This is a genomic window from Dankookia sp. GCM10030260 (assembly GCF_042666655.1).
Classification (GTDB): Bacteria; Pseudomonadota; Alphaproteobacteria; order Acetobacterales; family Acetobacteraceae; genus Paracraurococcus.
The window spans coordinates 1,024,725-1,036,322 of record NZ_JBHTDE010000001.1 but is presented as its reverse complement, the minus strand read 5'-3'; the positions used below and the strand labels follow the sequence as shown (position 1 = coordinate 1,036,322).

Here is an 11,598-nt window from a genome sequence, read left to right as displayed (position 1 = left end):
CACGTTCCCGTCGCATCCAGGCCGGTGTCGAAACTCCGCCAGGCTGCGTCCGCGCCAAGCCCGGCCCAGTCAGGCGAGGCTGGACCAGTCCGCCTGGGCGAGACCGGCGATCATTCGGGTCAGGTCGGCCTGCAGCGCCGGCATTCGCGGCAGCCGCTCGATCCGCGCCTCGTCCATATAGAGCGGCCGGGCAATCTCGACCTGCAGCGCATGCACCCCTTCGCGCGGCCGGCCGTAGTGCCGGGTGACATAGCCGCCGGCATAGGGGTCGTTGCGCCGCACCCGGTAGCCGAGGCCGGAGAGCAGTTCCTCCGCCAGCCGGGTCGCCCGTGGGGCGCAGGCGGTGCCATGCGCGTCGCCCAGGACGAAATCCGGCGCGTTGCCGACATGCGCCGGGTGGGTCGGCATGGAATGGCAGTCGATCAGCAGGCAGTAGCCGAATTCGTCGCGGGTCTCGGCGATCAGCGCGGCCAGCGCGGCATGGTAGGGCTGCCAGTAATGGCGGATGCGGTTCTCCGCCTCCTCGAAGCGAAGCTTGTTGCGGTAGACCGTCTCCCCGGTCGCCACCACGCGGGCGATGGTGCCGAGGCCCGCGCCGACCCGAGGGCTGGCGGTGTTCACCCAGGCCGGCAGCGGCCCGTCGAACATCCCGGGGTCGAGTTCCCAGGGTTCCCGGTTCACGTCGCAGAAGACCCGCGGGAAGGTCGCCGCCAGCAGGGGCGCGCCGAATTCCGGCGCGGCGGCGAAGAGCTCGTCGACGAAGCCGTCCTCCGACCGCCGCAAGGCGAGCGGGTCCAGCCGCGCCGCGGCGACGAAATCCGGCGGATAGGCCCGGCCCGAATGCGGCGAGGCGAAGACCAGCGGCGCCGTCCGCCGCGCCGGCCGCGTCAGCAGGTAGGGCGGCGGGGCGGGGGTGATTTCCAGGGGGAGGTCCATCGGCACGCCGGATAAAGCCACGGGCGGCGGCGTCTGTCATCAACCCGCATCATGCACATCGAGAAGGTGGTCGGTGGAGGCTTGCCGACCCCGCACCGCCGGGTTAGATACGCGGCCCCGGGCGATGGGCGCATAGCTCAGCGGTAGAGCACTACCTTGACACGGTAGGGGTCACAGGTTCAATCCCTGTTGCGCCCACCATTGCCCCGGGATTTCAAGCACTTCCACGGATCCGCGATCCGCTGCTGGCCAGCGGTCCGCGTGCCGTGGCTGGCATCCGCCTACCCGAAGGCAGTGTCGCGGGACAACCGGCCGCCCAACCATGGCGCGGGAGTTGCCCCCCGCGCCATCGCTCGTGTCAGGGCCGCTCGTTCGAGAAGACGACCGTGCCGCTGGCGGAGAACATCCCGCCGACCCCGTGACAGACCGAGACCTTCGCCCCCGGCACCTGCGCCGGCGCGGTGCCGCGCATCTGCCGCACGCTCTCCTGCAGGGCGAACATGCCGTACATGCCGGTATGGGTGTAGGACAGGCCGCCGCCCGTGGTGTTCAGCGGCAGCTTGCCGCCGGGACGGGTATTGCCCTCACGGATGAAGTCCTTCGCCTCGCCCGGCTTGACGAAGCCGAGGTCTTCGAGCCCGTACATTGGCAGGTGCGCGAAGGCGTCGTAGATCATCATGTGGTCCACGTCCTTGCGGTCGATGCCCGCGGCATCGATCGCCGTCGGCCCGGCCACCCGGAAGGCGCGGGAGGAGGTGAAGTCCTCCATCTGCGAGACCATGTTGCTCTCGACCGATTCGCCGGTGCCGAGGATGTAGACCGGCTTGGTCGGGAAGTCCTTGGCCCGCTCCGCCGTGGTCAGGATCAGCGCGCCGCCGCCATCGGTCACCAGGCAGCACTGCAGGATGCGGAAGGGGTAGGCGATCATCCTGCTGTTCAGCACGTCGTCGACCGTGATCGGGTCGCGGAACATGGCGCGCGGGTTCTTGCCGGCCCATTCGCGCTGCACCACCGCGACCGTCGCCAGGTCCTCGTGCGTCACGCCATACTTCTTCATGTAGCGCAGCACGGGGATGGGGAAGAGCGTCGGCGGGCCGAAGGGCCCGTAGGGCATCTCGAACTGGCCGTTCAGGCCTTCGGGCTCGGCCGGGCGGGGCGTCGCGTTGATGCGGGACTTGCCGCTCTCGCCATGGGTGATGAGGATGGTGTTGGCATAGCCGGCATGGATGGCCGCCGCGGCGTGGCGGACATGCAGCATGAAGGAACAGCCGCCGACGCCGGTGCCATCGACCCATTTCGGGGTGATGCCCAAGTAGTGCGCGATCTGCTGCGGCATCATCGGGCCGACGCAGGCGACGCCGTCGATGTCCTTCGGCTTGAGGCCGGTCTCCGCCATGGCATTCAGCGCCGCATCCGCATGCAGCATGATCTGCGACATGCCGGGGATGGCGCCGAGCTGCGTGGTTTCCGCCGCACCGACGATGGCGATCTCACCGCGACCGAGCATCACTTGGCTCCCTTTGCCGGACGGAACAGCGGCAGGGTGATCTCGTCGTCCATCGGGGTGAAGGCGACCTGCAGTTCCATGTCGAGCACCAGCGCCTCGGGCGTCTGCTCGCAGTCGACGATGTTGGTCATCATGCGCGGGCCTTCCTCAAGCTCGACCACCGCGATCGCGTAGGGCGGCGTGAAGCCCGGGACGGGGCGGTGGTGGATGACGTAGGAATGCAGCGTGGCGCGGCCCGAGGCCTCGAACACCTCCACGTTGCGCGTGCCGGTATAGGGGCTGAAGGGGCGCGGCGGGAAATACGCCTTGCCGGTATCGCCGCAGCGCTGCAGCAGCAGCTTCCCGTCCTTGGTGCCGTCCCAGAAATGCCGGGTCTCTGGCGTCGGTTTCGGCTTCGCCCTGCCGGGTGCAAGCATGCCCGTTTCCTCCTTGGTTTCGAAATGCTGGTAGCGCGGCCTGCCGGTCCCCGCCGGTCGCCGCGAGCAATGGCGACCGGCGGGGGCAGGACGCCGGAACCCTGCCATGCCCCGCCCGGCAGGGCGAGGGGGCCGCTACATCGCCGGGTACCAGCCGTCGTTGACCATGGCATAGCCCTCGCCACGGCGGACCAGATGCAGGAAGCCGGGAAAATGCATGTGCATGCCCGCCACCGCCTGGCCGTCGGTCGCCACCATGTCGAAGACCCGGCGGCGGGTCGCCGCGGCCTGCACGGGGTCGATGTCGAAGGCCATGGTCACTTCGGGCCGGGGGATCTGGATCTCCGGCACGTGGATGATGTCGCCCCAGATCAGCAGGCTGTCGCTGCCCGAGCTCACCATGTAGCCGCTATGCCCCGGCGTGTGGCCGGGGAAGGGCATCGCGGTGACGCCGGGGAAGACCTCGCCGCCGGTATGCGTGCGCGTCCGGGACTTGTAGGGCGCGACCTGGTCGCGACCGGCCTGGAAGTTGCGCTTGCGGCTCACCTCATCGGCCTTCGCCATCGCCGCGTCGTCGTGCCAGAAGGCCAGTTCCGCTTCGTGCATCACCAGCTCTGCATGCGGGAACAGCGGCCGACCTTCGGCATCCGCCAGCCCGTTCGAATGGTCGGGATGCATATGCGTCAGCAGCACGGTGTCGATCTCGTCCGGCGCGACGCCGAGCGCCGCCAGATTCTCGAACAGCTTGCCCCCCGTGGCCGCCATGGCGCCGCCGCAGCCGGTATCGACCAGTGCCGTCCGCCCGCCTGCGGTGATCAGGAAGGTGTTCACCGCGGTGCGGCGGGGGACCGGGCGGAAGCTGTCGCGCAGCAGTTGCACGGCCTCGGCTTCGGGGATGTTCTGGATGACCGCCATCGAGCCATTGAGGAAGCCGTCGCTGACCGTGCAGACGGTGATGTCGCCGATCCGCCGGTGATGCACCGCCGGCACCTGCCTCTCCGCGAATGCCATGGCCGTTTCCCCTCATGCCTGTTGGGGGAATCCTAGTCGCGGCGACCCCGGCTGCCTACCCGCGGCGCACCTGCATCCATCATCCCCGGCGCACCTGCATCCATCATCCCCGGCGCACCTGCGCCCATCATCCCCGGCGCACCTGCGCCAGGAACTCCCCGGCCCGGCCGCGCAGGGTGGCGGCATGTCCGGTGAGATCGTTCGCCGCATGCAGCAGCGAGGCCGAGGCCTCCCCGGTCTCCTGCGCCGCCTGCTGCACCTCGCCGATCCGGTGGGTCACCGCCGTCGTGCCCTCGGCCACCTGGGCGGCGCTGCGGGCGATCTCGCGGGTCGCGGTACCCTGCTGCTCCACCGCCGCGGCGATGGCGCTGGTCACCTCGGTCATCCGCTCGACCGTGCCGCCGATGCCGCGCAGCGCAATCACGGCTTCCGCGGTCGCGGCCTGGATGGCGTGGATCTGGGTGCCGATCTCCTCGGTCGCCCGGGCGGTCTGGCTGGCCAGGGTCTTCACTTCCGAGGCCACCACGGCAAAGCCCTTGCCCGCCTCCCCGGCCCGCGCCGCCTCGATCGTCGCGTTCAGCGCCAGCAGGTTGGTCTGCCCGGCAATGTCGCCGATCAGCCGCACCACGTCGCCGATCCGCTGCGCTGCCTCGGACAGGCCCTGCACCGTGCCGTCGGTCGCCCGCGCCGCCTCCGCCGCCTCGCGCGCCACCGCGGCGCCGTCGGCCACCTGCCGGGTGATCTCGGCAACGCTGGCGGCCAGTTCCTCGGCGCTGGTGGCCACCGCCTGCACATCGGCGCCGGCGCGGCCGCTGGCCTCCGCTACCACCGCGGCCTGCCGGCCGCCGGTCGCGGCGGAGCCGGACAGCGCCTGCGCCGCGCCATGCACCTGGCCGGCGGCGGCGGCCACCGCCTCCACCACCCCGCCGATCTCGGCCTCGAAGCTGTCGGCCAGCCGGGCCTGCGCCGTTGCCAGCGACCAGGTCAGCATGGTGTTCACGTAGCGTCCGGCGGGGTCGCGGATGGCGCAGGCGTGCAGGTCGAGCACCTCCTCCCCCACCCGGATGCGGCTGCGGTGCGGCAGCCGGTCCGGGTCGGCCAGCAGGGCGCGCCGGTCCTCCGGATTGCCGGGCAGCAGGTCGATGCTCTGGCCGACCAGCGCCGCCGCCGACACTGGCAACAGGGGCTCGATGCGGCGCAGCAGGTCCATGCCACAGGGGTTGCAGGAGGTGATGCGGAAATCGTCGTTCGGGTCGGCGGTCATGATGCCGGCCGCCATCTGTTCGAGCATTTGTTGCTGGCCGAAGGCGCGCTGGACGGTGCCGCGCAGTGCCTCCAGCGCCCCGGCGATGGCGCCGATCTCGTCCCGCCGGTCCTGGTCCGGCACCGGCACCGCGGCATCGCCGCCGGCGATGGTGCGGATCGCCTGCGCCAGGCGTCGCAGCGGCGTGCCGATCACCCGCGTCGCCGCCCAGCCGGAGGCGATCAGGATCAGCGCCACCGCCAGGCCGATCCAGGTCGTCGCCGCCGCGCCCCGGTCGGTGGCCGCCGCACTCGCCGCGATCCGCGCCGCGGCCAGGTCGCCGAGCCGCGCATTGGCCTCGCCCAGCCCCGCCTCAAGCCGCTCGCGCGCCGGGGTGCTGTGGTCCGCCCGCGCCCGCTGTGCCGCCTCGGCCAGCCGAACCATCTCCAGCGCCGCCTGGGCGCTGGCCTCGGCGATGCCGGTGATGCGCCGGAGATCGGCCGCGCCCGAGCCATCGGCGCCGACGCCGGCCAGGGCGCGGGCATGCACCCGCAGCTGCGCCGCCGCCCGGCGGACCCGGCGCGCCTGGCCCTCGTCGCCCGCGGCCAGATAGCGCTGGCTGCCCAGGCGGACGTCGCCCACCGCCTGGTGGAAGGTCATCAGGCGCTGCCGCGCCTCCTCCCGCAGCGCCTCGGGCACGTCGATCTCGACCATGCTGGAGACCGCCTCGAAGGCCTGGTCGTATTCGCCGACGCGGGGGAAGAAGCCGGTATCGCGCTGGAGGATCAGGTCCCGCCGGAACCGGGCCTGGTCGCCGATCGAGGCGGCGTATTCGGCCAGTTCGCGGCGGGCGAGGCCCAGCCTTTCGGTCACCGCCGGCTCGGCCGCGGCCGCGGCGGCCACCTCGAGCCGCTCCCGCGCCAGGCCGATCTCCCGGTCCATCGCGGCGGCCAGGCGGTCCACCGCATCGGCCGCCTGGGCAAGCTGCACGTCGCGCAGCGCCATCGCCGCGCGGGCGACATGCAGCGCGCCCTGCTGCGCCGCCGCCCGGGCCTGCACGGTCTCCCGCTCGGCCGCCTGCTGGTCGCCCGCCGCGGCCAGTTCCCGCTGCACCAGCAGCACCAGACCGCCGAGCAGCAGGATGGCCAGGATGGCGCTGGCGGCGAGCTTCCGGCCGACCGACAGGTTGCGGAACAGGCGCATGGCGGGTCCTCCTGCCCGGCAGGCTGCGTCCGCCCGGGTTAAGCCGGCGCAAACGCCGCCGGCTTTTCCATCCCCCATGGACAGGCCCCGGCCGCCGCGCCACCGTCCGCGCCGAGACAAGTGGGGAACCGGGACGATGCTGTTCGACTTCGAGACGATGTCCGCGCAGGACTGCTACAAGCTGGTGGTCTCCTCCGTCGTGCCGCGGCCGATCGCCTGGGTGGTGACCCAGGACGCCGCCGGCGCGGTGAACGCGGCACCCTATTCCTTCTTCAACGCCTTCTCCGACGACCCGGTGGTGGTCGGCTTCGGCGCCGGGCCGCGTGGCCCCGGCGTGCTGAAGGACACCGCCGACAACATCCGCCAGACCGGCGAGTTCGTGGTCAACCTGGTGCCCGAAAGCGCCATCCACGGCATGAATGCCACCGCCATCGACTTCCCCGCGGGGGTGGACGAACTGGCCGAGGCCGGGCTGCACAAGCTGCCGTCGTCGAAGATCAAGCCGCCGCGGATCGCCGAGAGCCCGGTCGCGCTCGAATGCGTCACCTTCCAGCTCATCCCGGCCGGGCGGCACACCATCGTGCTCGGCCGGGTGGTGGCGATGCACATCAACGACGACTGCATCCTGGATGCGGCGAAGTTCTACGTCGACACGCCCAGGCTCGGCTTGGTCGGGCGCATGCATGGCCGCGGCTGGTACACCCGCACCGAGGACCGCATCGAGGTGCCGCGGCTGACGGTCGAGGAGTGGGAAGCCAGGAAGAAGGCAGCGGAATAGTCGTTCCGGCTTCCGGTGACAGGGAGGCCATGATAGGGGGCATTTGAGAACCGCTCGCAAATGACCTCGATCCCCGCCTCCCCTGCCCTCGCCCCCGCCACGGCGCCGCCCCGGCCGCGCCGCCGGCGCGCCGGCTGGAGCCTGCTCGCCCTGCCGCTGGCCGGGCTGGTGGCGGCACCGCTGCTGGCGGTGCTGGTCTCGGCCGCGGTGCCGGCGGGGGCGGTCTGGCGCCATATCGCCAGCACCACCCTGCCGGAGATGCTGGCCAATTCGGCGCTGCTGTTCCTGCTGGTCGGGCTGATGACGGCGACCGCCGGGGCGGTGTCCGCCTGGCTGGTCACCGCCTGCCGCTTTCCCGGCCGCGACGTGCTGGAAGTGGCGCTGCTGCTGCCGATGGCGATGCCGGCCTATGTCTGCGGCTATGCCTATACCTGGCTGCTGGACGTCGCCGGGCCGGCGCAGACCACGCTGCGCCAGGTCACCGGCCTGCGCTGGGGGCAGTACTGGTTCCCGGAGATCCGCAGCCTGCCGGGCGCCGCGCTGATGCTGGCGATGGTGCTCTATCCCTATGTGTACCTGCTCTGCCGCAACGCCTTCCAGCAGCAGAGCGTCTGCCTGCTGGAGGCGTCCCGCACCCTCGGCCATTCGCTGGGGTCGTGCTTCGTCCGGCTGGCTTTGCCGATGGCGCGGCCGTCGATCGTCGCCGGGGTGGCGCTGGCGCTCATGGAGACCCTGGCGGATTTCGGCACGGTCCAGCATTTCGCCGTCCGCACCTTCACCACCGGCATCTACGAGGCCTGGTTCGGGCTCGGCGACCGCGGCGCCGCCAGCCAGCTGGCCGCCTGCCTGATGGGGCTGGTGGCGGTGCTGCTGGCGCTGGAACACGCCTCGCGCGGCGGCAGGCGCTTCCACCCGACCACCAACCGCCACCCGGTGCTGCGGCCGGTGGCGCTGCACGGCTGGAAGGCGCTGGCGGCCTTCACCCTGTGTGCCCTTCCGGTGGCACTCGGCTTCCTGCTGCCGGCAGGCACCCTGCTGGCGCTGATGCTGCAGGTCGGCGACCCGCTGGAGCCGGCCCGCTTCCTGCCCTTCGCCCGCAACAGCGTGGTGCTGGCGACCCTCGCCGCCGCCGCCGCGGTTCTGCTGGCGGCCTTCCTCGCCTGGGCGGCACGGCTGCACCCGCAGCCGGCGCAGCGGCTGGCGGTGCGGGTGGCAGGCCTCGGCTATGCCATTCCCGGCTCGGTCATCGCGGTGGGCACGCTGGTGCCGCTCGGCCTGTTCGACAACGCGCTGGATGGCTGGATGCGGGCGAAATTCGGCATCTCGACCGGGCTGCTGCTGTCGGGCGGGGTGCTGGCGCTGGTCTTCGCCTATCTCGTGCGGTTCCTGGCGGTGGCGCTGTCCGCGGTCGAATCGGGCCTGGGACGGGTGAAGCCCTCGCTGCGGCAGGCGGCGCGGGTGCTCGGCGCCTCACCCGCCGGATCTGTCTGGCGGGTGGAATTGCCGCTGGCGCGCGGTAGCCTGTTCACCGCCTTCCTTCTGGTCTTCGTCGACACGATGAAGGAGCTGCCGGCGACGCTGATCGTGCGGCCCTTCGATTTCGATACGCTGGCGGTCAGGGTCCATGGGCTGGCGGCGGATGAAAGGCTGGCGGAAGCCAGCACCGCCGCCCTGCTGATCGTCGTAAGTGGCCTTTTGCCTGTCCTGGCACTGACCCGGGCGATGCGTCGAGGCTGAGGATGGCGCATATTAGTTCACGGGGAATATATTACTCCTTTCACAGTATTGTGGGCTCCAGGCTGCATACCTCGCAACATCTCGATCGATGCGGCATTACACATGCCCCAGGCAGGTATTTTCGCACCGTGCCCATCCTGTCCCATCGAATGGCCGTCCCCTGATGCCCAGCCTCGCCGCGCTCTTCGACACGGAGGCTCTGGCGCCGCATGGCGTGTGCCTGCTCTGGCGGCCCGAATTGCTGTGGCTGCACGTGGCCTCCGACGCAGTCACCGGCCTGGCCTACTGGTCGATCCCGGTGGTGCTGCTGGTGATCGCCATGCGCCGGCGCGACCTGGTCTTCCCCTGGGCGTTCGAACTCTTCGCGCTGTTCATCCTGGCCTGCGGGGCAACGCATTTCATGTCGATCTGGACCCTGTGGAACCCCGATTACGGGTTGCAGGGCGCGGTCAAGGGAGTCACCGCCGTTGTCTCGCTGGTCACCGCCATCGCGCTCTGGCCGCTGCTGCCGCGCGTGCTGGCACTGCCTTCCCCCGCCGACATGGCCGACGCCAATGCCCGGCTGACCCGGGAAGTGGCCGAACGGCGCGAGGCCGAGCAGCGCGCCCGCAGCAGCGAGGCGCGGCTGGCCGGCTTCTTCACGCACCAGGCCGATGCGCTCTTCGTGGTCGGCGCCGGGCCGGCGGGCTTCGCCTTCGAGACGGTAAACCCGGCCTTCTGCCGCATGTTCGCCATCGACCACGAGCGAATTCTGGGCGCCGGGCCGGACCGGCTGCTGGCGCCGGAGGCGGCCGCGGACCTCGAACGCGAATTCACCGCCTGCCTGGCGACCGGCCAGCCACGCAACTGGGAAAGCACCACCGCGGGGCCGGAGGGGATGCGCCACTGGCACACCGTGCTGGTTCCGCTGCCCGCCGATCCGGACGGCATGGTGCGGCTGCTCGGCAGCCTGCGCGACGTGACCGAGTTGCGCCGGCTGCAGCTCGACCTGGTGGAGACCGCGCGGCGGGCGACGATCGGCGCCATGTGCGCCGGGGTGGCGCATGAGATGAGCCAGCCGGTCAACATCATCGGCCTCTGGGCCGACCGCGCCCGGGGAACGCTGGATGCCGGCATGGTCGGGCCGCGTCGGGCGCTGGAGGTGGTGCTGGACCAGACCCGCCGGCTTGGCGCGCTGCTGGAGCGGATGCGCGACCTGGCGCGCGACCCGACCCCCGGCGCCGAGTCCTTCGATGCAACCGCCGCCGTGGACGCCGCGGTCGAAGTGGCCCGCCGCGCCTGGACGCTGGACCGGATCGAGGTGACGCTCGACCCGCATGCCGAGGCGCCGGTGCGCGGCCGCCCGGCGCAGCTCGAACAGGCAGTGCTGCATCTGCTGGAGAATGCCCGTGACGCCGTGCTGCAGCGGCGGCAGCGGGAGCCGGCGGCGCCGGCCCGCATCGCGGTGTCGGTCGCCGCCGGCAGCCAGCCGGGCAGCGTGACCATCGCGGTGCGCGACACCGGCGGCGGCGTGCCGGCGGCCATTGCCGGGCGGATGCTGGAGCCCTTCGTCACCTCGAAGGATCCCGGCCAGGGTACCGGGCTGGGCCTGCCGCTCGCGGTCGGCATCGCCCGCGGCATGGGCGGCCGGCTGGCCTGGGCCAATACCGCCGATGATGGGCCGGAGGCGGGCGCGGTGTTCCGGCTGATCCTGCCCCTGGCGGCAGGCGAAGCGGCATGACCGAGACCCTGCGGGTGCTGATGGCCGAGGACGAGGGGCTGGCCGCCGAGGTGCTGGCCGAGGCGCTGGCCGAGGCCGGCTTCTCCGTGCTGACCGCGGCGGACGGGCTGGCGGCGCTGGAACTGGCGGCCGGCGGTGCCCCATTCGACCTGCTGCTGACCGATCTGCGGATGCCGCGGATGGATGGGCGGGAGTTGATCGCCCGGCTGCGGGCCGACCGGCCGGACCTGCCGGTGGTGGTGATGACCGGCTTCCCGCCGCCGGACGGGGCCGGCGCGCTGCATGCCGGCCAGGCGCCGCTGCGGCTGCTGACCAAGCCGATCAGCATCGGCCCGCTGGTGGCGGCGCTGCGGGCGGTGGCGGGGCTGACATAAAGCCGGAAGCCTGGGGCTAGGCAAGTATCCCGCCCCCAGGCTCATCCATCCTGTGCCTGCAGGACACTGGTACCGCCACGCGGCGAATAACGACCCACAAAATACAGGCGGGGTCCGGGGAGGATACTTCCTCCCCCGGCCCTCAGTCCTTTTCGCCCTCGGCCTGTTCCGGCGCCGAGGCGCTGTTGAGCAGGATGTAGTTCTGGATGCCGATCAGCTTGATCAGGTCGAACTGCCGTTCGAGGAAGTCGACATGCTCCTCCTCGTTATCCAGGATCCGGCGGAACAGGTCGCGTGAGACGTAGTCGCGCACGGATTCCATGTAGGCGATGCCCTCCCGCAGGTCGGCCATCGCCTTGATCTCGACCTTCAGGTCGCATTGCAGGACCTCCTCGACCGTCTGGCCGACCAGCACCTGGTCCAGCCGCTGCAGGTTCGGCAGCCCGCCGAGGAAGAGGATGCGCTCGATCAGCCAGTCGGCGTGGTGCATCTCCTCGATCGACTCGGCGTATTCGTGCTTGCCGAGCTTGGTGACGCCCCAATGCCGCAGGATGCGGGCGTGCAGGAAATACTGGTTGATCGCGGTCAGCTCGTTGGTGAGCTGGGTGTTCAGGTATTCGACGACCTTGGGATCGGACTGCATCTCGGGGCTCCCGGCAAACGAGGCTCAAGG

General features: G+C 71.2%; 10 protein-coding genes and 1 tRNA gene. 5 read left to right on the top strand and 6 right to left on the bottom strand.

The annotated features are described in order from the left end of the window. Positions 1-69 precede the first annotated feature (69 nt). Positions 70-936, bottom strand: coding sequence for an N-formylglutamate amidohydrolase (locus tag ACFQS7_RS04970; RefSeq protein WP_380065910.1), 867 nt, complete (start codon positions 934-936; stop codon positions 70-72). 126 nt (positions 937-1,062) lie between these two features. Between ACFQS7_RS04970 and ACFQS7_RS04965 the strand changes: the two genes are divergently transcribed. Further along, a tRNA-Val gene (locus ACFQS7_RS04965) sits at positions 1,063-1,137 on the top strand. A 157-nt stretch (positions 1,138-1,294) separates the two neighbouring features. On the opposite strand, the gene ACFQS7_RS04960 is transcribed toward ACFQS7_RS04965, so the two are convergent. From ACFQS7_RS04960 to ACFQS7_RS04945, 4 genes are all read right to left on the bottom strand, one after another. Continuing rightward, complete coding sequence (locus ACFQS7_RS04960; RefSeq protein ID WP_380065909.1) at positions 1,295-2,443, bottom strand: thiolase C-terminal domain-containing protein; 1,149 nt, start codon at positions 2,441-2,443, stop codon at positions 1,295-1,297. Further along, entirely contained in the window at positions 2,443-2,859 is a 417-nt protein-coding gene (locus tag ACFQS7_RS04955) for a Zn-ribbon domain-containing OB-fold protein (RefSeq protein WP_380065908.1), read from the bottom strand. Before ACFQS7_RS04955 ends, ACFQS7_RS04960 begins: the two co-directional genes overlap by 1 nt. A 135-nt stretch (positions 2,860-2,994) precedes the next feature. Next, the gene (locus tag ACFQS7_RS04950) at positions 2,995-3,870 is read right to left on the bottom strand and encodes an MBL fold metallo-hydrolase (protein WP_380065907.1); all 876 of its coding nucleotides are present in this window, start codon (positions 3,868-3,870) and stop codon (positions 2,995-2,997) included. Between the two features lie 127 nt (positions 3,871-3,997). Then, positions 3,998-6,316, bottom strand: coding sequence for a methyl-accepting chemotaxis protein (locus ACFQS7_RS04945; RefSeq protein ID WP_380065906.1), 2,319 nt, complete (start codon positions 6,314-6,316; stop codon positions 3,998-4,000). A gap of 136 nt (positions 6,317-6,452) precedes the next feature. On the opposite strand from ACFQS7_RS04945, the gene ACFQS7_RS04940 reads away from it, so the two are divergent. From ACFQS7_RS04940 to ACFQS7_RS04925, 4 genes are all read left to right on the top strand, one after another. After that, a complete protein-coding gene (locus ACFQS7_RS04940; protein ID WP_380065905.1) occupies positions 6,453-7,094 on the top strand; it encodes a flavin reductase family protein in 642 nt (213 codons plus the stop codon). Positions 7,095-7,154: 60 nt separating this feature from the next. Further along, on the top strand, positions 7,155-8,831 hold the full coding sequence (locus ACFQS7_RS04935) for an ABC transporter permease (protein WP_380065904.1): 1,677 nt from the start codon (positions 7,155-7,157) through the stop codon (positions 8,829-8,831). Between the two features lie 163 nt (positions 8,832-8,994). Further along, on the top strand, positions 8,995-10,551 hold the full coding sequence (locus tag ACFQS7_RS04930) for a sensor histidine kinase (RefSeq protein ID WP_380065903.1): 1,557 nt from the start codon (positions 8,995-8,997) through the stop codon (positions 10,549-10,551). Further along, the gene (locus ACFQS7_RS04925) at positions 10,548-10,925 is read left to right on the top strand and encodes a response regulator (protein ID WP_380065902.1); all 378 of its coding nucleotides are present in this window, start codon (positions 10,548-10,550) and stop codon (positions 10,923-10,925) included. Before ACFQS7_RS04930 ends, ACFQS7_RS04925 begins: the two co-directional genes overlap by 4 nt. 142 nt (positions 10,926-11,067) lie before the next feature. Here the strand turns inward: ACFQS7_RS04925 and bfr are convergent, their stop codons facing one another. After that, a complete protein-coding gene (gene bfr / locus ACFQS7_RS04920) occupies positions 11,068-11,568 on the bottom strand; it encodes a bacterioferritin (RefSeq protein ID WP_380065901.1) in 501 nt (166 codons plus the stop codon). Between the last annotated feature and the right edge of the window lie 30 nt (positions 11,569-11,598).

Bases quoted from the DNA above. Each gene is read 5' to 3' on its own strand.
- ACFQS7_RS04970 (WP_380065910.1), bottom strand. From the start codon at position 936: ATGGACCTCCCCCTGGAAATCACCCCCGCCCCGCCGCCCTACCTGCTG.
- ACFQS7_RS04960 (WP_380065909.1), bottom strand. From the start codon at position 2,443: ATGCTCGGTCGCGGTGAGATCGCCATCGTCGGTGCGGCGGAAACCACG.
- ACFQS7_RS04955 (WP_380065908.1), bottom strand. From the start codon at position 2,859: ATGCTTGCACCCGGCAGGGCGAAGCCGAAACCGACGCCAGAGACCCGG.
- ACFQS7_RS04950 (WP_380065907.1), bottom strand. From the start codon at position 3,870: ATGGCATTCGCGGAGAGGCAGGTGCCGGCGGTGCATCACCGGCGGATC.
- ACFQS7_RS04945 (WP_380065906.1), bottom strand. From the start codon at position 6,316: ATGCGCCTGTTCCGCAACCTGTCGGTCGGCCGGAAGCTCGCCGCCAGC.
- ACFQS7_RS04940 (WP_380065905.1), top strand. From the start codon at position 6,453: ATGCTGTTCGACTTCGAGACGATGTCCGCGCAGGACTGCTACAAGCTG.
- ACFQS7_RS04935 (WP_380065904.1), top strand. From the start codon at position 7,155: ATGACCTCGATCCCCGCCTCCCCTGCCCTCGCCCCCGCCACGGCGCCG.
- ACFQS7_RS04930 (WP_380065903.1), top strand. From the start codon at position 8,995: ATGCCCAGCCTCGCCGCGCTCTTCGACACGGAGGCTCTGGCGCCGCAT.
- ACFQS7_RS04925 (WP_380065902.1), top strand. From the start codon at position 10,548: ATGACCGAGACCCTGCGGGTGCTGATGGCCGAGGACGAGGGGCTGGCC.
- bfr (WP_380065901.1), bottom strand. From the start codon at position 11,568: ATGCAGTCCGATCCCAAGGTCGTCGAATACCTGAACACCCAGCTCACC.